17 protein-coding genes and 1 riboswitch are annotated in these 18,764 nt (G+C 74.7%); of the genes, 5 read left to right on the forward strand and 12 right to left on the reverse strand.

Going from position 1 to position 18,764, the window contains the following annotated elements; all coding sequences use genetic code 11:
• Positions 1-188: 188 nt before the first annotated feature.
• Genes ACGF5C_RS07175 through ACGF5C_RS07185 form a run of 3 tightly spaced genes read left to right on the forward strand, consistent with a single transcriptional unit; the run spans position 189 to position 2,426 of the window.
• The gene (locus ACGF5C_RS07175) at positions 189-839 is read left to right on the forward strand and encodes a dihydrofolate reductase family protein (RefSeq protein WP_393297670.1); all 651 of its coding nucleotides are present in this window, start codon (positions 189-191) and stop codon (positions 837-839) included.
• A gap of 22 nt (positions 840-861) precedes the next feature.
• The gene (locus ACGF5C_RS07180) at positions 862-1,188 is read left to right on the forward strand and encodes a YciI family protein (RefSeq protein WP_393297673.1); all 327 of its coding nucleotides are present in this window, start codon (positions 862-864) and stop codon (positions 1,186-1,188) included.
• 56 nt (positions 1,189-1,244) lie between these two features.
• Positions 1,245-2,426: an RNA polymerase sigma factor gene (locus ACGF5C_RS07185; protein WP_393298386.1), complete on the forward strand. Its 1,182-nt coding sequence runs from the start codon at positions 1,245-1,247 to the stop codon at positions 2,424-2,426.
• A 338-nt stretch (positions 2,427-2,764) separates the two neighbouring features.
• Here the strand turns inward: ACGF5C_RS07185 and ACGF5C_RS07190 are convergent, their stop codons facing one another.
• Positions 2,765-4,054 (reverse strand): alpha/beta hydrolase family protein, encoded by a 1,290-nt coding sequence (locus ACGF5C_RS07190; RefSeq protein ID WP_393297676.1) that lies wholly within the window; start codon positions 4,052-4,054, stop codon positions 2,765-2,767.
• Between the two features lie 278 nt (positions 4,055-4,332).
• On the opposite strand from ACGF5C_RS07190, the gene ACGF5C_RS07195 reads away from it, so the two are divergent.
• On the forward strand, positions 4,333-5,271 hold the full coding sequence (locus ACGF5C_RS07195) for an ATP-binding cassette domain-containing protein (RefSeq protein ID WP_393297679.1): 939 nt from the start codon (positions 4,333-4,335) through the stop codon (positions 5,269-5,271).
• Positions 5,268-6,095: an ABC transporter permease gene (locus tag ACGF5C_RS07200; protein ID WP_393297682.1), complete on the forward strand. Its 828-nt coding sequence runs from the start codon at positions 5,268-5,270 to the stop codon at positions 6,093-6,095. Before ACGF5C_RS07195 ends, ACGF5C_RS07200 begins: the two co-directional genes overlap by 4 nt.
• A 223-nt stretch (positions 6,096-6,318) precedes the next feature.
• Here the strand turns inward: ACGF5C_RS07200 and ACGF5C_RS07205 are convergent, their stop codons facing one another.
• The 11 genes from ACGF5C_RS07205 to ACGF5C_RS07255 all read right to left on the reverse strand — a co-directional run bounded on the left by ACGF5C_RS07205 (position 6,319) and on the right by ACGF5C_RS07255 (position 18,608).
• Complete coding sequence (locus ACGF5C_RS07205) at positions 6,319-7,920, reverse strand: sensor histidine kinase (RefSeq protein ID WP_393297685.1); 1,602 nt, start codon at positions 7,918-7,920, stop codon at positions 6,319-6,321.
• Between the two features lie 87 nt (positions 7,921-8,007).
• Complete coding sequence (locus tag ACGF5C_RS07210) at positions 8,008-8,373, reverse strand: hypothetical protein (RefSeq protein ID WP_393297687.1); 366 nt, start codon at positions 8,371-8,373, stop codon at positions 8,008-8,010.
• 44 nt (positions 8,374-8,417) lie between these two features.
• Positions 8,418-9,185: an ABC transporter ATP-binding protein gene (locus tag ACGF5C_RS07215; RefSeq protein WP_393297690.1), complete on the reverse strand. Its 768-nt coding sequence runs from the start codon at positions 9,183-9,185 to the stop codon at positions 8,418-8,420.
• Positions 9,185-10,369: a FecCD family ABC transporter permease gene (locus ACGF5C_RS07220; RefSeq protein WP_393297693.1), complete on the reverse strand. Its 1,185-nt coding sequence runs from the start codon at positions 10,367-10,369 to the stop codon at positions 9,185-9,187. Before ACGF5C_RS07220 ends, ACGF5C_RS07215 begins: the two co-directional genes overlap by 1 nt.
• Before the next feature lie 5 nt (positions 10,370-10,374).
• Complete coding sequence (locus ACGF5C_RS07225) at positions 10,375-11,385, reverse strand: ABC transporter substrate-binding protein (protein ID WP_393297696.1); 1,011 nt, start codon at positions 11,383-11,385, stop codon at positions 10,375-10,377.
• A 28-nt stretch (positions 11,386-11,413) separates the two neighbouring features.
• Positions 11,414-11,597, reverse strand: a riboswitch (cobalamin riboswitch).
• Between the two features lie 85 nt (positions 11,598-11,682).
• A complete protein-coding gene (locus tag ACGF5C_RS07230) occupies positions 11,683-12,396 on the reverse strand; it encodes an ABC transporter ATP-binding protein (RefSeq protein WP_393297699.1) in 714 nt (237 codons plus the stop codon).
• Positions 12,393-13,451, reverse strand: coding sequence for an ABC transporter ATP-binding protein (locus tag ACGF5C_RS07235; RefSeq protein ID WP_393297702.1), 1,059 nt, complete (start codon positions 13,449-13,451; stop codon positions 12,393-12,395). The genes ACGF5C_RS07230 and ACGF5C_RS07235 overlap by 4 nt, the downstream gene beginning before the upstream one ends.
• A complete protein-coding gene (locus tag ACGF5C_RS07240; RefSeq protein ID WP_393297705.1) occupies positions 13,448-14,317 on the reverse strand; it encodes an ABC transporter permease in 870 nt (289 codons plus the stop codon). The genes ACGF5C_RS07235 and ACGF5C_RS07240 overlap by 4 nt, the downstream gene beginning before the upstream one ends.
• Positions 14,310-15,347: an ABC transporter permease gene (locus tag ACGF5C_RS07245; RefSeq protein ID WP_393297708.1), complete on the reverse strand. Its 1,038-nt coding sequence runs from the start codon at positions 15,345-15,347 to the stop codon at positions 14,310-14,312. Before ACGF5C_RS07245 ends, ACGF5C_RS07240 begins: the two co-directional genes overlap by 8 nt.
• Positions 15,317-16,909: an ABC transporter substrate-binding protein gene (locus ACGF5C_RS07250; RefSeq protein WP_393297711.1), complete on the reverse strand. Its 1,593-nt coding sequence runs from the start codon at positions 16,907-16,909 to the stop codon at positions 15,317-15,319. The genes ACGF5C_RS07245 and ACGF5C_RS07250 overlap by 31 nt, the downstream gene beginning before the upstream one ends.
• A 457-nt stretch (positions 16,910-17,366) precedes the next feature.
• Complete coding sequence (locus ACGF5C_RS07255; RefSeq protein ID WP_393297714.1) at positions 17,367-18,608, reverse strand: hypothetical protein; 1,242 nt, start codon at positions 18,606-18,608, stop codon at positions 17,367-17,369.
• Positions 18,609-18,764 lie beyond the last annotated feature (156 nt).

Here is an 18,764-nt window from a genome sequence, read left to right on the forward strand (position 1 = left end):
TGCTGCGCCGGCCGGTGTGGCCGACACGCCCGGCGTGGTCACCGGTGACTCCAGGGTCGACGTCCTAACCGTCGGCGTCCGGAAAGTTCTGTTAAGGAAATCCGGGAGGCGGTGTCGGATCGGGGCAGTGGTGTTCGTAGCAGGGGTGAGGCCACGAGGGGCGGCCCAAGGGAAGGGAACCGGGGCTCATGAAGCTGACGACCATGACTCAGGTCACCGTCGATGGAGTGATGCAGGGAAACGGCCACGCGTCGGATGAGGACCGCAGGAACGGATTCGAGCGCGGCGGATGGGCCCGGGGGAAGGGTGACAACGAGACCCACGCGTTCATCAACCAGACCTACCAGCGCGCCGACGCGTTCCTGTTCGGCCGGCGGACCTACGAGCTGTTCGCCGGCTCGTGGGGGTCCTTGAGGGTCCAGGATGTCCCTGGCTGGGAGCCCGTCATGCGGGCTTTGAACACACAGCCCAAGTACGTGGCGTCGACAACACTCGCCGATCCGGCGTGGTCGGGCACCACCGTCCTGTCCGGAGACGTCGCGGCCGCCGTCAGAGAGCTGAAGGCTAAGTCGGGGGGTGAACTGCAGGTGCACGGCAGTGGCGCGCTGACCCGGTGGCTGCTGGAGAACGATCTGGTCGACGAGATGACTCTGATCGTGGTTCCGGTGGTTCTCGGTCAGGGCGCGCGATTGTTCCCGGAGACCGGCCCGGATCTTGCGCTCGACCTGGTCGAGTCGCGCGTCGACTCGAAGGGCGTGACGATCCAGGTCTTCCGGCCGGCCGGGCGCCCGCAGTATGCGCCGACTGAGGCACCTGACCGCTCCACCACCCGGTCTTGACACCACAGGAGGTGATCTTCAGATGCAGTACCTGATTTCCGTGATCTTCAACGACACCGATGGTCTCGCCACCCCGGACGAGGACGCTGCGATCGACGTGTTCAATGACCGGCTCCAGGCCGAGGGCCACTGGGTCTTCGCCGGCGGCCTCGCCTCGCCCGGTACGGCCACCGTTATCGACAACCGGGGCGGGGAGGCGCTGGTCACCGACGGGCCCTTTCTGGAGTCCAAGGAGTACCTCGCCGGCTTCTGGATCATCGAGGCCCCCGACCTCGACGTGGCGCTCAAGCTCGCCGCCGAGGGATCGAAGGCCTGCAATCGGAAGGTCGAGGTGCGGCCGTTCCTGTGAACAGGGTCGACGTCCGCGAGGCGGTCACCCGGGCCCACCACGAGGAGTGGGCCCGGATGGTCGCCGCCCTGACCAGGCATTTCGGTGACCTCGACATCGCCGAGGAGGCGGCCGCCGAGGCGTTCGCGACCGCCGTCGAGCGGTGGCCGGCCGACGGCGTGCCCCCCAACCCCGGCGCCTGGCTGACCACCACCGCCAACCGCAAGGCCATCGACCGGATCCGGCGCGAGAACAAGCGCGACGACAAGCACAAGGAGGCTCAGATGGTGTACGACGACGACCCGCCCGAGCCTCTCGGCGCCATCGACGACGACAGGCTCAGGCTGATCTTCACCTGCTGTCACCCGGCACTGGCGATGGAAGCCCGCCTGGCGCTGACGCTGCGCATGGTCGGCGGTCTGACCGTGCCCGAGATCGCCCGCGCCTTCCTGGTGGCCGAGAGTGCCATGGGGCAGCGGATCACCCGCGCGAAGGCCAAGATCAAAGCGGCTGGCATCCCCTATCGCGTGCCGTCCGCCGAGGATCTCCCGGCACGCGTCTCCGGCGTACTCGCCGTCCTCTTTCTCGTGTTCAACGAGGGCTACCTGGCGACCGGCCCCGACACCGATCCGGTGCGCCACGACCTGACCGCCGAGGCGATCCGGCTCACCCGCCTGATCCGTGCCCTCCTGCCGAGCGACGGTGAGGTGGCCGGGCTGCTGGCGCTGATGCTGCTCATCGAGGCCCGCCGCGCCGCCCGGGTCTCGGCCAGCGGCGAACTGGTCGCCCTCGACGAGCAGGACCGTGGGGCCTGGGACGCGGCGCTGATCGCCGAGGGCCACCGGCTGGTGCGCGAGCGCCTCGCCGCTGCCGCCGCCGGGGTGGCTCCGGGTCGCTACCAGATTCTCGCGGCGATCAACGCCGTGCACACCTCCGCCCGCGACATGCGCGACACCGACTGGTCGCAGGTCCTCGCCCTCTACGACCAACTCGTTTGCCTCGACCCCTCCCCGGTCATCGCCCTCAACCGGGCCATCGCAGTCGCCGAGCTCGACGGCCCGGAGGTGGCACTCGCGGCCATCGACCGCCTTGAGTGCAGATTGGCCGGCTACCACGCCTACCACGCCACCCGCGCCGACCTGCTGCGCCGGCTGGGCCGCAGCCAGGAGTCCCGCGCGGCCTACGACAAAGCCATCGGCCTGGCGGGCAACACCGCCGAGACCGCCTACCTGACACGCCGCCGCGACCAACTGCGGTAACGCCCACGGATCCCGATCGAAACCCCGCGCACAGCGCCCGTCGCCCGGGACGCCAGCGGCGTCCTCTGGCACTACGCCGGCCTCGGCAACGGCTCCTTCGCCACCCGGGTCAAGGCGGCACCGGCTGGAACATGTACAAGATCATCGTCTGAACCTCTCCCGTCGACCGCTCCCGGACGCCCGTACGGCAACCGGGGGTGGTCCTCGTTCCGGGCCTCGCCTGGGTCGGGCCTGAGCGACGACGGACAACGCCGTTCCCGCCTGGCAGGCGCTGGGGCGTAGGGCCCGAGGACGCCGCCGGCCCGCCTTGACGGGCCGGCGGCGTCCTCGACGGTTGGTCAGCGGACGAAGGTCACGTCGGGGTGCCTCGGCGACGGGCGGTCGAGCAGCGCCTGGGGTCGCTGGCGGAGGTGCTGGTCGAAGAAGGCGGTGAGGTAGGCGCGTTGGGAGGTGACGATCCGGCCCGGGTCGACGGTGCCGATCAGGCCGGCGACGAGTCCCTCCGGCAGCGGGAACGCCGCGTCGAGCTGCGGCAGCAGCACCTGGTGGTCGGTGAAGGTGAAGTGCTGGCCCTCGGGGACGTACAGGTCGAGCTTCCAGCCGGTCGAGTTCGCCCAGAACGACCGCCAGTCCGGGGCGTCCAGGTGGGTGTACGGCCTGCCGCCGACGAGACCGGCGCCCATCAGCAGGAACGGGCGGTCCAGCCCGCGCTCGGCCACGTCGCCGAGGTCGTCCCTGCCGTACGCCATGCTGCCGTCCAGGTCCGCTCCCGCGTCCAACCGCCGGTCGGCGAGCATCGCCTCGGCGGTGGTGAAGCCACCGGCCGAGTGGCCGAACATGCCGGCGCGGGACAGGTCCAGCGCGGTGCCGAGGCCGCGCGGAAGCGGGCGCTTGCCGGCGTCGGGGTTGCCGCCGGCGGCGAGGACGGCGAGCTGGTCGAGGACGAACCGGGTGTCCTGGATCCGGGTGCGGACCTGTGCGCGCATGAGGTCGGCGGGTTCCAGGTCGGGTAGGCGCTGCGTCTCCACGCGTCCGCCGGGGAACTCGACGACCGGCGCCTCGTACGTGTGGTCGACCGTCACCACGACGTAGCCCCGGCTGGCCAGTTCCTCGACGAGGACCGTGCCCTCCGCGCGGGGCCGCTCGCCGCCGGGCGAGTACACGACCACCGGGAATCCTCCGCGCTTGGCGCGGGCGGGCGCGCCGGCCCGGGCATGGGTGGTGATGCCCGCCCAGTCGACCTGCCCGGCGGGGATGCCGAGCATGCCGGCGAGATTCTCGCCGTACCGCTGCGCGGCCAGCGGCGGCAGGTACGGCGCGAGTGGTTCGCCGCCCGCCGGGCGAGCCGGATAAAAGACGGTGACCATGAGTTCTCGCGGTTTGGTGGCCACCCACGGATCGGGCCGGCCGTGGTCGACCAGATGCAGTTCGGTGGCGGCGACGGGGTGCGGGCCGGTCGGTGCGGGGAGACGCAACCGCAGCGGCGCGCTCGTGGCCGGCGGCGGGGCCGAGCCTGGTCCCGGGTCCGGTGAGGCCAGGGCGAGAGCCGTCGGCGCGGTCGACACCATCGCCGCCGACACCGCGACCGCGGCGCCGCCCAACAGCCGTCGTCGAGAAATCGTTCGCATGCGGCAAGGCTCGCCCGGGGCGCTCGCCGACGGCATCTGCCGAAAGTGACCATGTCGCCCCTGAGAAATCTCAGGGACGGCGTGCCTCGGGCCGAGAGACACCACAGTGGGCGGCGGTCGGGCCGGTCACGGGCCACCGTCCCGGCCCCGCGCTTTTCGACGACGGGCGCACCCCGGTCCTGACTTTCGTCAGGGCCGGCCGATGCCGATCGGCGGCTGTGCCCCGCCCGGCCGATTCCTAGCGTCGACGCCGAGATGGCACCTTCACCGGGAGAACAATGATCACATTACGCGGATTGACGAAACGCTTCGGCGCGACGACAGCCGTCGACAACCTGACCCTGGACCTCGCCCCGGGCCGGGTCACCGGTTTCCTCGGCCCGAACGGGGCCGGGAAGTCCACCACGATGCGCATGATCGTCGGTCTGGACCGGCCCACCACCGGCGAGGCGCTCATCGGCGGCCGGCGGTACGCGACCATGCGGCACCCGCTGCGCGAGGTCGGTGCGCTGCTCGACGCCAAGGCGGTGCACCCGGGGCGGAGCGCACGCAACCACCTGCTGGCGATGGCCCGCAGCAACGGCATCCCCACCCGACGCGTGGACGAGGTGCTCGCCACGGTGGGCCTGACCACCGTCGCCGGCAAGCGGGCCGGCACCTACTCCCTCGGCATGGGCCAGCGCCTCGGCATCGCCGGCGCCCTGCTCGGCGACCCCGGGGTGCTGATGTTCGACGAGCCGGTCAACGGACTCGACCCGGACGGGGTGCGCTGGGTCCGCCAGCTCATGCGGTCCCTGGCCGCCGAGGGACGGACCGTCTTCGTCTCCAGCCACCTGATGAGCGAGATGCAGCTCACCGCCGACCAACTCGTGGTGGTCGGCAAGGGCCGGCTCCTCGCCGACGCCCCGATCGCCGAGGTCATCGGGGGCAGTTCGTCGACGGCGGTGCTGGTGCGCAGCCCACAACCGGCCGGCCTGGCCGAGCTGCGGCGCCGGCTCGTCGCGGCGGGCGTCGCGGTCGAGCAGGAGGCGGACGGCACGCTCGTCGTCGCCGGAGCCGGCGTCGAGCAGGTCGGCGACCTGGCGTACGAGATCGGCGTACGCCTGCACGAGTTGAGCGTGCGCGAGGCGTCACTGGAGGAGGCGTACATGGAACTGACCGCCGACGACGTCGAGTACGGCGCGCTGGCGACCACCCGATCGGGGGCGCGGAGATGACGACGGCCGAGACAACCCTGCCCGCCGCCGACCGGTCGACCCGGCGCGGCGACCCGACCGGCGGCGGCCTGACCGGTGCTGTCACCAGCGAGTGGACCAAGCTCTGGTCGGTGCGCTCGGTCTGGTGGAACCTGCTCGCCAGCGCCCTGCTGATGGCGGCGGCGGCCGGGCAGGAGGCCATCTACGTGGTCAACGAGAACACCAACTCCGACCCCGCCGATAACCCGGGGGTGGTCGGTGTCGGTACCGTCGCGATCAGCTCCGTCCTTCTGGCACAGTTCACGGTGCTCGCGCTGGCGATGCTGGTGATCACCGCCGAGTACGCGACCGGCACGATCCGAAGCACGCTGCAGTGGACCCCGTCACGGGGCCGACTGCTGCTGGCCAAGACCGCCGTGGTCGCCGTGGTCACGTTCGTGGTGGGCGCACTGCTCGGGGCGCTGGGCTCCGTCGTCGCCGACCCGGTGCTCGGTGAGTGGGGCCGGTTCCGGGCGGCGGAAACCGTCGGCGACGTGCTGGCGGTGGCCGCGTACCTGTCCCTGATCAGCGTCTTCACCCTCGGGCTCGGGACGGTGCTGCGCAGCGCGGTCGGCACGCTGACCACCGTGTTCATGATCCTCATGGTGGTGCCGATCTCGCTCGGCGCCCTCGACATCGAGTTCGTCAACCGGCTCGTCGACGGGCTGCCGGGGGTGGCCGGATCCCACTTCATGAGCGGCGACACCGACCCGTACCCGCCGGCGGCCGGCCTCGCCCTGCTCGCCGCGTGGGCCCTCGCGGCGATGCTCGCCGGTTACGCGGTGCTGCGGTCCCGGGACGCCTGATCCGGGGCGGGGTGGCGGCGCTGGAGCCTCGGGACGTCTGAGCCGGGGCAGGGTGGCGGCGGTCCGAGGCGGACCGCCGTCACCCGGCGTCGTCGGCCAGCAGGACCGGGATCACCGCATCCTTCAGGGTCGGGCACGGACGGCATCCGGCCCGCGCGGGAACGCGTCGCGTGACTGACGAGCCCGGCGGCCAAGCCAGGTCGTCGCCGGCCGCCGGCCGCCGTCAGTCGGACATCCGGTCCTTGGTCAGCAGCCGGCCCTCGGCGAAGCAGAGCCGGTAGGCGGCCTGGCCGAGGGGGAAGTTGCCGTCGGTGTAGAACTCGCAGGAGGCGCCCGGGGGCAGCGGCCAGTCCGTCGGGTCCGGCCGTTCGACGACCTGACGCTCCGGCAGCAGGCCCCGCAGTTCGGTGCGGTGCTGACCGATCCGCATCCGGTCGAAGTCCGCCGGTTCGAGGACCGCGTCGAAGGTGGCGAACGGGTAGTAGGCCAGTGACAGCACGCCGGCGGCCACCACCGGGGCGGCCACGGCCACCACGAGGCTGCGCCGCACCCGCCGCCGCGCCTCACGCAACCGGGTCGCCGACGCCGGGCGGACCGGGCGTACGCCCTCGTCGGCGTCGACCGACACGGCGCCGGCGGCGTGGGGCAGGCGGGCGGTGACCTCGAAACCGCCGCCTCGTGGCCCGACGCTCAGCGCGCCGCCGGCCAGCCGTACCCGCTCCCGCAGGCCCAGCAGGCCGGAACCCGTCGAGGTCACACCGGGCGGCAGACCGCCCGGCGGGGGCTCGTTGACCACGCTCACCACCGTCTGCTCGGCCGAGCGGGTCAACAGGACGGTCACGGCGGCGCCCGGCGCGTGCCGGGTGGCGTTGGTCAGCGCCTCCTGGACCACCCGGTGCACCGCCCGCTCGACCATCGGCGGTGCCGGCGCCTCGGACCCCTCCCACCTGAGCCGGACCGTCATCCCGGCGTCGCGGGCCCGCCCCACCAGGTCGGCGACGCCCTCGGCGGCCGGCCGGGTCGGAGCCGGCGCGCCGTCCTCCCGGAGCACGCCGATGATCTGGGCGAGCTGCTCGGTCGCGGCGGTGACGCTGGCACGCAGCTCCCCCGCCGCCCGCCGGTGCCGCTCGTCGAGATCGGTTGCCACCTCCAGCCCGCCTGCCTTCAACGCGATCAGGGCCAGGTCGTGGCCCAGGGAGTCGTGCATGTCCTGGGCGATACGGGCCCGCTCCCGCATCCGGACCCGCTCGGCGGCGGCGCGCTGCTGCCGTTCGAGCAGATCGGCGTGTTCCCAGCCGGCGTGGACGAGCGCCCGCTGCTGGCGGCGGTGGCGGCCGACCAGCCAGGGGAACACCCCGACGAAGAGCAGGGTGGTGGTGAGGAAGAACCAGGTGGTCACGCCCGAGCCGAGGACGCCGACCGTCAGCGCGGTCCCGCCCGCCGCGATCACGGCGAACGTGTACGCGGCCGGGCGGGCCCGGGGCATCCGCAGGCCCACCAGGTAGCTCATCACCGGGACGGCGAACACGAAGTTGCCCTCGAACGCGGTCGGCACCACGACGATCAGCAGGGAGACCGCCGGGTGGTGCCGGCTGACCGCCACCGCGAGGGCCATCAGCAGGAGGGAGCCCGCCAGCCGCCAGCCGGCGTACGGGCCGGTCGGGGCGACGACCAGGTCCCAGCCGATCGGCACCGACAGGACCGCCCAGAGCGACACGTCGGACAGGACCTTCACCCACGACCCGGCCCACCCGCCGAAGGGCGGCCCGCCGGACCGGAGAAAGGGCAGCCACCGCCGCCGACCGCCGCGCCACCAACCTGCCACGCGGCCCAGGCTACAAAGCCCACCACCTGCGTCGTCACCCACGAAAGTCAGGTCGTCGGCACGACGGCCCAGGCGGCCCCGACCATCTCACCCGGCGGTGGGGAGCGTCGGAGCGACCACCGACAGCTCCAGGGTGGCGGGCAGCGGCGCGACGCCCGGCCCGCCGGCGCGTATCCAGTCGGTGATGTCGTCGACCACGGAGTCGTGCAGGACGAGGCCGAACCAGACCGGCCGCGCGCCGGCCCGTCGCGCCGACGGCGCGGGGTGGACGACGACCAGGTTGGACTGCGCGCAGAGGTCGAGGCAGGCGCTGACGCGTACCCGGTGCGGCGCCGGCACCGCGGCCCGCAGTCGCCGCAGCTGCGCGTCGTGGTCGACGGCGGGGTGTTTGCGGGTGCTGCCACAGCAGCAGTCGCGGCACACGGTGACCAGACAGCCCGGTGCGACGGTCATGTCCGACTCCTTGGTCCCGGTCGAGTCCGGCGGCACGTGCCGGGTCACGACGCGGGCGGGTGGTAGGTGATGGTGGTCCGCCCGGTGACCGGGTGCGTCGCCACGTCGGCCTGGACGCCGTAGACGTCGGCGAGCAGCCCGGGAGTGAGGACCTCGGCGGGCGGGCCGGCGGTGACGACCCGGCCGGCGGCCAGGACGACCACCGTGTCGCAGAACATGGCGGCGAGGTTGAGGTCGTGCAGCGCGGCGAGGGTGGTGACCCCGGCGCGGCGGACCAGGTGCAGCAGTTGCAACTGGTGGCCGATGTCGAGGTGGTTGGTGGGCTCGTCGAGCAGCAGCAGGTGCGGTTGCTGGGCGAGCGCGCGGGCCAGCTGGACCCGCTGCCGTTCGCCGCCGGAGAGGGTGTGCCAGCGGCGGTCGGCGTACCCGTCGAGGTCCACCCGGGCCAGCGCGTCGGCCGCGGCGGCACGGTCGGCGTCGCTGTCCGACCATCGCGAGCGGCGGTGCGGGGTACGGCCGAGCAGCACCACCTCCTCGACGGTGAGGTCCAGGTCGGTGTCGGCGTGCTGGGCGAGCAGCGCGGCGCGGCGGGCCAGCGCCGCGCGGGGCAGGGTGGCGACGTCGTCGCCGCCGACGGTGACCCGCCCGCTGTCGGGCGCGGCGAGCCGGGCGACGATCCGTAGCAGGGTGGTCTTGCCGCAGCCGTTGGGGCCGAGCAGCCCGACGAGGCTGCCCGCCGGCACGGCGCAGGTGACGTCGTCGAGGATCCGCCGGGCCGCGACGGCCCAGGACACGCCGGTGACGGTGAGCATCAGTCGCCCGCCTTCCGGCGCCCGGCCCACCGTCCCCGGAGTCGCCGCGACTCTGCCGGCCGCGCCCGGTGCAGCAGGACCACGAAGGCGGGCACCCCGAGCAGCGCCGTCAGCACGCCCACCGGCAGTTCCCGGGGCGCGAACAGGGTCCGCGCGGCGGTGTCCACCCAGACCATGAAGATCGCGCCGGCGAGGACGACGACGGGCAGCAGCCGCCGGTGGTCCGCGCCGGTGAGGAACCGGGCGGCGTGCGGCAGGATCAGCCCGACGAAACCCACCGCGCCGCTGACGGCGACCAGCGCCGCGGTGAGCAGCGCGGTGGCGACCAGCAGCAGCCACCGGACCCGGGCGACGGGCACGCCGAGGGTCTCGGCGGCGTCCTCGCCGAAGGCGAAGGCGTTGAGCGTGCGGGCGTACGCCGCCACGAGGGCGAGCACGGCGGCCAGCACCGGCACCACCCAGGCCAGGGCGGCCCAGTCGACGCGCGCCAGCGATCCGGAGAGCCAGAAGGTGATGCTCTGCGTGGCGTGCGGGTCGGCGACCCAGACGATGACGAACGACGTCGCCGCCCCGCACAGCTGCGCGACGGCGACCCCGGCCAGCACCACCCGGGTGGGCGCCAGCGCGGCCCGCCGGCCGGCCACCGCCGCCACGACGGCGAACGCGGCCAGCGCGCCGGTGAAGGCGCCCCCGGTGAGCGCCGCGACCCCGCCGCCGACGCCGAGGACGAGCACCGCGACCGCGCCGAGCGACGCCCCGGAGGAGACCCCGAGCAGGTACGGGTCGGCCAGCGGGTTGCGGGTGACGGTCTGCGTCACCGCCCCGACGGCCGCCAGCCCGGCGCCCACCACCGCGGCGCCGAGCACCCGGGGCAGGCGCAGCCGCCAGACGATGTGCTCGCGCAGCAGCGGCACGTCGGCGTGGGCCAGGCCCAGGCGGTCGGCCACGACGGCCCAGACCGTCGACACGGGGATGTCGGCAGGCCCGACGGTGACGGCCGCCCCGATCGACACGACCAGACCCGCCAGCAACGTGACCAGCAGCGCGACCGTGCCGGCGGGACGGATGGGCCGGCCGCGCCGGACCCCGGGGGCGGTGGCGCCGGGATCCGCGCCGGCCCGACCGCGCACGGCGAGACGGCGCGCCACGGCGAGACGCCGGGCCACGGCGGTACGGCGCGCCACGGCGGTCAGCGGCCCGCTCCGTCGGGAAGCCGCGCCATCCCCGCGGCTAGCGCCTCGACGCCGAGCACCGCCCGCACCCCGGCGGTGGTGGACGAGAACGGGATGACGACGAACCGCTGCCCGGCCACCGCGGGCAGGTCCTTGAGGGTGGGGTGCCGGGCCAGGAACGCCTTCTTCGCGGCGGCCGGGTCCCAGGTCGCGTCGACAAGCACGATCGCGTCGGGGTCGCGCGCGACGGCGCTCTCCCAACTGGTGTCGGCCCAGCCGCCGGTGAGGTCGCCGAAGGCGTTGCCGACCCCGACCGCCGACATGATCATGTTGGGGCTGCCGCAGCAGGCGCCCACGCTCGGGGCTTCGGTGCCGGCGTCCCACCAGAGCACGGAGACGTCCCGCGTGCCGTCGAGCCTGGCGGCAGCGGCAGCGATCCGGGCACGGTGGTCGGCGATGAGCCTCTCGGCCCGCGCCGGCACCCCGAAGACGGCCGCGACGTCCCGGATCTCGGCGAACACGTCCTCGACGGTGAGCTTCCCGGGCCGGTGCGGCTTCGGGCACCCGGCGGGTGAGAGGTAGGTGCCGATGCCGAGCCCCGCCAGGGCGGCCCGGTCACCGACGCCCTCGTCGCCGAAGGCACTGTGGAACGAGGCGTAGACGAAGTCCGGCGCCGCCTCCAGGAGTTTCTCCTTCGCCGGGTACTTCCCGGACAGCACGGGCACCGAGGCGTACGCGGCGGCGTGCTCCGGCAGGATCGCGTCGTCCAGGTAGGCCGTGCCGGCCATGCGGTCGGCCAGGCCGAGCGCCAGCATGATCTCGGTGGCGGGCTGGTTCAGGGTGACCGCCCGCTGGGGCGGGGCGGCGACGGTGACCGGCGTGCCGCAGTTGGTCAGGGTGGCCGGCGCGCCGGGGGACGCCGGGGCGGGGTCGTCGTCCGTGGCGCAGGCGCCGAGCAGGACGAGGAGGACGGACAGGGGCGCGGCTACGCGCCGGGACAGGGTGGACCGCACAGCGCGCACGCGCATCGGGACCGCCTTCCAGCACCTCGTGGACGGGTCATCGCAGTGCCGTGGCCGGTCTCCTGGCTGACGGGAGGTGCGTCCGTGGCCGGCCTTCCCAGGCGTGCGACACGCCCAGTGACCTCTGACGACGAGGGCCGCGGACTTCCCGATCACAGTGGCGAGGGCCGCACCGGTCTTCCACCGGCTTCCCGAACACCACGGCAGCGTCACCCTAGCCTGCACCCGGCCCCGAATGCCACGGTGACGAATGCCATGGAGCGGCCTTACTCGCCACTGTGGACGGTGCGGCGCGCGGGCGGTTCACGCTCCCGGCGGGGGCGGGAGGTCGACGACCCGGGTCGCCCAGCGGGCCATCAGAGCCGGGTCGTGGGTGATCAGCAGGACCCCGGCGCCGCGCTGTCGCTGGTAGTCGGTGATGACGGCGGCGAGGTGGGCCTGGGTGGAGGCGTCGAGCATGGCGGTGGCCTCGTCGCAGAGCAGGTAGGCCGGCCGGTGCACGAGCGCCCGGGCGAGGCAGGCCCGTTGCAACTGCCCGTCGCTGACCGCGTGCGGGCGGCGGGCGAGCAGGTCCGTGGTGAGGCCGACAAGGTCGGCCAGCTCGGCCGCGCGGGCCCTGGCCTGCTCGGCCGGTACGCCGGTCGCGCGGAGCGGTTCGGCGACGATGTCCGCGAGGCTGAGCCGCGGGTCGGTGGCGGCGCGTGGGCTCTGGAACAGGATCGCGACGCGGGTACGGACGGCCGCCGGCAGCCGGTGGCGGACTCCGGCGACCCGGTGGCCGTCGAGGGTGACGTGCCCGGCGTCGGGGGCGTGCAGCAGGGCGAGTACCCGGGCCAGGGTGGATTTGCCGCTGCCCGAGGGCCCGTGCAGCCCGACCGTCTCGCCGGGGGCGACGTGCAGGTCGACGCGGTCGAGGACGCGCTGCCGACCGTAGGCGACGGTGACCTGGTGGGCGGCGAGCGCGGTGGCGGTCGCCTCCGGTCCGAGGTGTTGACGGGTGGCCGTGGTCGTGGTCATGCCGGCGCTCCGACGGGCAGCGGGTGGTGGCAGGCGACCTGGCCGGAGCCGTCCACGACCGGGGTGGGCGGCGTGCGGCAGGTGTCGGTGGCGCGGTCGCAGCGCGGGGCGAAGGCGCAGCCGGCGGGCAGGTCGGTGAGCATCGGCGGGTGGCCGGGCACGGGGCGGAACGCCCGCTCTGGCAGGGCGTCGAGCAGGCCGGCGGTGTAGGGGTGGGCGGGCGCGGCGAACAGCGCCTCGGTGGGCCGGCGCTCGACGACCCGGCTGGCGTACATGACGGCGACGGTGTCGGCGACACGGCGGGCGGCGGTCAGGTCGTGGGTGATGAGCAGGACGGCGTTGCCGGCGTCGCAGCGGTGGCGCAACAGGTCGAGGGTGTGGTCGACCAGGGGCCGGTCGAGGCCCGTGGTGGGTTCGTCGGCGAGCAGCAGCGGCGGGTCGGGGGCGAGCGCGAGGGCGGTGGCCAGGCGTTGCGCCATGCCGCCGGACAGCTCGTGGGGGTAGCGGTCGAGGTCGGCGGGGTCGAGCCCGACGTCGGCGGCGACCCGCTCGGCCACCGAGGGCGCGTCGCGGCGGACGTGCCCGTGGGCGCGCAGGGTCTCCGCCAGCAGCCGCCGGCCGGTGCGTACGGGGGTCAGCGCGGTGGCGGGGCTCTGCGGCACCAGCCCGACCGCGCGGCCGCGTACGGCGCGGGCGAGGTGGCGCTCGGTGCAGCCGATCAGGTCGACCTGGTCCCCGCCGGGCGGGCGCAGCCGGGCGTGGCCCGAGACGGTGGCGTTGCCGGGGAGCAGGCCGAGCAGGGCGTGGGCGAGCACGGACTTGCCGCAGCCGGACTCCCCCACCACGGCCACCAGTTCGCCGGGGTGGACGGTCAGGCGCAGGTCGGTGACGGCCCGCACCACGGCGTCGCGGAGCTGGAAGCGGACGGTCAGCCCGTCGACCTCCAGCAGGGCGGGACGAGGACCGGTGGCGGCGGTGCCGGCCGTGCCGGGCGTGGCGTCGCCGGTGGCGGCGGTGCCGGCCGTGACGGTGCGGGGCTCGCGGCTGGTGGTCAAAGGTTCAGCTCCGCTCGTACGCGCGGGTCGAGGCGGTCGCGCCACCGGCCGGTGAGGGTGGCCAGGGCCAGCGTGACGACGACGAGGAGCAGGCCGGGGACGAGGCTGGCCCACCAGGCGCCGGTGAGCAGGGACCGCTGCCCGTCGTTGATCATGTTGCCGATGGAGGCCAGGTGCGGGGGCAGGCCGAGACCGAGGAAGGACAGCGCGGTCTCGTGCCAGACGGCGTGCGGCACCATCAGCGTGGTGGCCAGGGCCAGCCGGGGCGACACGTGCGGGAGCAGGTGCCGGGTGATCACCCGCGCGCGGCTGGCGCCGCCGGCGATCGCGGCGTCGACGAACGGCCGGGTGCGCAGGCTGAGCAGCTCGGAGCGGACGATGCGGGCGGTGGACAGCCAGTGCGTCAGCCCGATCGACACGATCACCGCGCCGAGGCTGGGGCGCAGCATCGCGACGATGAAGATGCCCAGCAGCAGGTGCGGCAGCGCCGCGATGGTGTCGACCACCCGCATCAGCGCCCGGTCGACCCAGCCGCCGAGGGTGCCGGCGACCGCCCCGACGAAGCCACCGATCACGGTCGCCACCAGCGCGGCGACCGCGCCGACGAGCAGGGAGACACGCAGGCCGTAGAGGCCGCGGTGGGCCACGTCGCGGCCCAGGTCGTCGGTGCCGGCCGGGTGCGCGGCCGAGGGCGCGAGCCGGGTACGCGCCAGGTCGACGGCGCTCTCGTCGAGCGGCCAGAGGACGGGGGCGAGCAGGCAGGCGGCGACCGCGCCGACGAGCACGGCCCAGGCGACGGCGGTACCGGCGCGGCCGGCACGCGGCTTCGGCCGCCGGACGCGGGCGGGGCGGGCGAGGTCAGTCATCGAGGCGTACCCGGGGATCGGCGGCGGAGTAGGCGAGGTCGGTGGCCAGGTTCGCGGCCAGCACCACGACGGTGGTGGCGAGGGTGGTCGCGGCCAGCAGCGGGAAGTCGCTGCCCAGCGCGCCCTGCACCGTCACCGCGCCGAGACCGGGCAGGGAGAACACGGTCTCGACCAGGACGGCGCCCCCGATCAGCTCCGGCAGGTGGGTGCCGACGAGGGTGAGGAACGGCAGCAGCGCGGTGCGCAGGGCGTGGCCGAACAGGACGGTGCGGCCGGGCAGGCCCCGGGCCCGGGCCGCGAGGACGTGGTCGTCGCGGAGGCTCTCGGCGACGGCGTCGCGGATGAACAGGACGAACCACGGCGCCTGGGCGACCGCCAGCACCGTCACCGGCAGGACCAGGTGCCGGGCCACGTCGGCGGGGTCGGTGGTGGTGGCGGTGACGTCGGTGAGCCCGCCCGCCGGCAGCCAGCCGAGGGTCAGGGCGAACAGGGCGATCGCGGCCAACCCGATCCAGAAGACCGGCATGGACTGCACCGCGTACGCGCCGGCGCGCAGCGCCCGGTCGAACCAGCCGCCGCGCCGGTACGCGGCCAGGGTGCCCAGCAGCAGGCTCGCCACGAGGACGAGGGCGAGGGCGGCGCCGACGAGCAGCAGGGTCCAGCCGGCGCGGGCGGCCAGCACGGAGGTGACGGGTTCGTGCCGGCTGGTCGACCAGCCCAGGTCACCCTGGAGCAGGTTGCCCACCCAGCGGAGGTACTGCACCGGCAGCGGGTCGTCGACCCCCCAGTTGGCGCGGATCTGCGCCAGGTTCTCCTCGCTGGTGGTGAACGCCGCCGCGCCCGCGTACTGGTGGGCGGGGTCGATCGGCGAGGCCGCGCCGAGGGCGAACATGCCGACGCTGGTGGCGGCGAGGATCGGCACGGCCACCAGCAGACGCCGGCGGACCACGGCACCGACTCCCGCCAGCCGTCGGCGGCGGGCGCGGGTGGCCGGTGCGGTCACTTCCTCGTCCAGGTGTGGATGTTCCACCAGAGGCTGTTGGCCACGTCGTGCTCGTGCGGCTCCACCCGCGGCGTCACCCCGGCGAGGCCGTCCTTCACCACGTAGGTGTGCTTGAGGTAGGTGAGGAACACCCACGGCAGGTCGGTGGCGAGCTGCTTCTGGAACGTGGCGTACGCGGCCTTGCGGGTGGCCGGGTCGGCGTTGTCGCGGGCGTCCTGCAACGCCTTGTCCACGACGGCGGACCGGTAGGAGCCGGGGTTGAAGAAGCCCTGGCCGGCGAAGTCGGAGCGGAACAGCTTGTAGGAGAGGAAGTCCGGGTCGTACGGGGTGCCGAAGCCCATGACCACCGCGTCGTGCTTCATCCGGGGGGTGATCGCGTCCCAGGTCAGGCCCTCCGGGGTGATCTCGATGCCGACCTTCTTCGCGTCGGCGGTCACCGCGAGGGCGAGTTCCTTGCGCAGGCTGTCGGTGGCCGGGTACATCAGCGCGAAGGCCGCCCGCCGGCCGTCCTTCGCGCGGATGCCGTCCGGGCCCGGCTTCCATCCGGCGGCGTCGAGGGCGGCGGTCGCGGCGGCCGGGTCGGCGGCGGGCTTGCCGACGATCGACGGCTCGGCGAACTCCGACGACGGCGGGACCGGCCCGAATGCCGGCTCACCCGCTCCGCCGAGCAGGCCGGTGACCATCGCCGCGCGGTCCGTCGCCGCGTTCAGCGCCCGCCGCACCGCCGGGTCGCCGGTGACCGGGTTGCCCATCGGCAGCACCACGCCCCGGTAGTCGGCGGTGGGCACCCGCTCCACCCGGTGGCCGGCCAGCCCGTCGAAACCGGCGGCGAGCTTCGGCGCCAGCTCCGCCGCGTCGAACTCGCCCGCCCGCATCCGCTGCGCGCGGACGTTGTCGTCGGGGACGAACGCGACCACGACGCCGGAATTGGCGGGCTTGCCGCCCCAGTACTTCTCGTTGGCCGCGAGCACGAGCCGGTCGCCCGGCGTCCACGACGTCACCCGGTACGGGCCGGTGCCCACCGGCCTGCGGTTGAACTCGGCCTTGTTGACGTCCTGCCCGGCCAGCGCCTTGGCCGGCACGATGCCCAGCGCCAGCCGCTGCGGGAACGGCGCGTAGGCGTACTTCAGGGAGAACACCACGGTCGACGGGTCCGGCGCCGTGACCGAGGCGAGCATGTCGAGGTCGGAGCGGAGCGTGGAGTCGACCTTCGGGTCCAGCACCGCCTGGTAGGTGAAGACCACGTCCTGGGCGGTCAGGGGGCTGCCGTCGTGGAACAGCACCCCGTCGCGCAGCTTCACGGTGACGGTCCTGCCGTCCGCCGACATGGCCGGCAACTCCCGCGCCAACGCCGGCACCAACTGGTTGCGCGCGTCGCGTTCGACCAGCCCGTCGAAGATCAGCGAGCCGCCGTCGACCCCGTAGTTGAGCACGGGGTTCAACGCCTCCGGCTCCCCCGCCGTCGCCACGACGAGGGTGTCGGCCGCGCCGGGGCCCGTCGACGTGCTCGTCGGGGACGAGCAGCCCGCCCCGGCCAGGACAGCGCCGACGGCCATCGCCGCCACCCGCACGGACACCGGCGTACCCATCAGATGCTCCCCGGTCTGTTCGTCGCACGACCCCGGCGTTCGCCACGCCGGGGTCCTGAGGTGGGCCGACCGTGACCGCGGCGTATGGCGTGCGGCTTGGCCGGCGGCGGGCCGGACCAGCGCCGCGCGGCGGGGGCGTCCCGCCGCGCGGTCAGATGATCTCCAGTGCCGCTGCCGCCAGCATTCCGCAATTGCCAAGAATGTGCAAGAAGGGATCCGGGGCCGCCCGGGAACGGCCCTCCGCCCGTGGCGGGGCACTCCTGGCATCCGCCGGGTCGCGGGTGGGCGCCCGCCGGTGGTTCAGGCGGTCGGCAGGGCCGTCACCCAGCTCTGCCAGGCGTGCTCGGCGCGGGCCGGATCCTGGTCGGTTGCGAAGACATGGTGGCCGAGGACCGGGGCGTCTCCGCGCTCGGCGCCGGAAAGCCGCAGCCAGCCGGCCAGGGTGGGCGGGCGCGCGTCAGGAACCGCTCGGCGGGCAGAGGAGCCGGTCCAGCAGGGGCAGCCGGAGGACGTCCAGACAGAGGTCGACCGCGGCGGGCTCCGACGCCGGCGGCGCGGTGGTCGGGGCCGGCGCCGGGGCGACCGGCGCCGTGGTCGTCGGCGCCGGGGCGGCAGGGGGCGGGGCGGCAGGCGGGGCCGGGACGGGGGCCGGCGGCGGGGCGGGCGCCGTACCCCTCGCCGGGGCGGCCGGCGGAACGGGGCCGCCCGTGCTCACCACGTCCTGCCGCACGACCGGCACCCGCGTTCCCGCGGCGCGGGCCCGGGGAACCGCCGTCCCGCCGGCACCCGGCCCGACCTCCTCCGGCACCACCGGCTCCTCGGCAGTGGTCGTGGTGACGGTCGGCACCGCCGTCACGGCGGGAAGACTCCCGGCGCCGTCCGCCCGGTACGACGGGCCGGGCTGCTCCGACCCGAACGTGCCGGCGGTCAGCATCGCGTACGCCAGCGTGGCGACGGCGGCGGCGAGCGCCGTCCGGCGATCGGGGCGCAGCGCGGTCAGCGGGGCCCGGCCCGGCACGGCCGGCGCCGGCGGGACCGGCCGCGCGTGCTGGTGGGCGGCCAGCACGGCGTCGAGCTGCGCGACGACGGCGGCGCGCCCCCCGGTGGCGACGGCGAGGGCGAGGGCGAGGTAGAAGCGGAAGTTCACCGTGGCGGTGGCCGGCACCCGCAGCCCGGCGAGCCGACTGCCGTCGGTGGTGTGCAGCAGGGTGAGCGGGACGTCGGGGTGGTGCGCGGCCCCGAGCATGTCCGCGTACGCCCACTCGCGCCGCCCCGCGCGGCCGGCGAAGGCCACCCGGCGGTTGGTCACGACGGCCGGGCCCGCGTCGACGACCCGGAGCCCCTTCGGCAGCGTGCGGCCCGTCGCCGCGACCTCGGCCGTGGCGACCGTCAGCCCCGGCGCGGGCAGCCCGGGCACGTGCCGGGCCTCCGCCTCGACCAGCTCCGCGGCCGGCAGCACCCGGAACACGACCTCGCCGTCGCCGAGGTCCACCGGCAGGCCGGTACGCGGCTGCGCGTACCCGAGGAAACCGGCGGCCTCGATCCGCAGCCGGATCAGGTGGTCGTTGCGCCGGCGCCAGCCCTCGACCTCGGCGTCGTACGCGCGCGACCGCCGCCCGCTCTCACGCTCTGCCCACCTGACCCGCCAGGCCGGCCAGGCCCCCGCCGCCGGGATCACGATGTTGGTGCGTGGTTCCACCGTCACGCCCGGTACAACCGCCCGCCTTTCGTCCAGGACACGCACGGTGGTCGATACTTCCTATTGTTCCGATAGGTGGCGGTGTGCGAACCGCAGGGCTGCGGCTGCGATCCGGCGACCGGACGGAAACCACGTCCTGCTCGCTGAGCTTGAGTC

It is taken from the genome of Micromonospora sp. NPDC047620 (assembly GCF_043205005.1).
In the GTDB taxonomy this organism is placed as follows: Bacteria; Actinomycetota; Actinomycetes; order Mycobacteriales; family Micromonosporaceae; genus Micromonospora.

Bases quoted from the DNA above. Each gene is read 5' to 3' on its own strand.
- ACGF5C_RS07175 (WP_393297670.1), top strand. From the start codon at position 189: ATGAAGCTGACGACCATGACTCAGGTCACCGTCGATGGAGTGATGCAG.
- ACGF5C_RS07180 (WP_393297673.1), top strand. From the start codon at position 862: ATGCAGTACCTGATTTCCGTGATCTTCAACGACACCGATGGTCTCGCC.
- ACGF5C_RS07185 (WP_393298386.1), top strand. From the start codon at position 1,245: ATGGTCGCCGCCCTGACCAGGCATTTCGGTGACCTCGACATCGCCGAG.
- ACGF5C_RS07190 (WP_393297676.1), bottom strand. From the start codon at position 4,054: ATGCGAACGATTTCTCGACGACGGCTGTTGGGCGGCGCCGCGGTCGCG.
- ACGF5C_RS07195 (WP_393297679.1), top strand. From the start codon at position 4,333: ATGATCACATTACGCGGATTGACGAAACGCTTCGGCGCGACGACAGCC.
- ACGF5C_RS07200 (WP_393297682.1), top strand. From the start codon at position 5,268: ATGACGACGGCCGAGACAACCCTGCCCGCCGCCGACCGGTCGACCCGG.
- ACGF5C_RS07210 (WP_393297687.1), bottom strand. From the start codon at position 8,373: ATGACCGTCGCACCGGGCTGTCTGGTCACCGTGTGCCGCGACTGCTGC.
- ACGF5C_RS07215 (WP_393297690.1), bottom strand. From the start codon at position 9,185: ATGCTCACCGTCACCGGCGTGTCCTGGGCCGTCGCGGCCCGGCGGATC.
- ACGF5C_RS07225 (WP_393297696.1), bottom strand. From the start codon at position 11,385: ATGCGCGTGCGCGCTGTGCGGTCCACCCTGTCCCGGCGCGTAGCCGCG.
- ACGF5C_RS07230 (WP_393297699.1), bottom strand. From the start codon at position 12,396: ATGACCACGACCACGGCCACCCGTCAACACCTCGGACCGGAGGCGACC.
- ACGF5C_RS07240 (WP_393297705.1), bottom strand. From the start codon at position 14,317: ATGACTGACCTCGCCCGCCCCGCCCGCGTCCGGCGGCCGAAGCCGCGT.
- ACGF5C_RS07250 (WP_393297711.1), bottom strand. From the start codon at position 16,909: ATGGGTACGCCGGTGTCCGTGCGGGTGGCGGCGATGGCCGTCGGCGCT.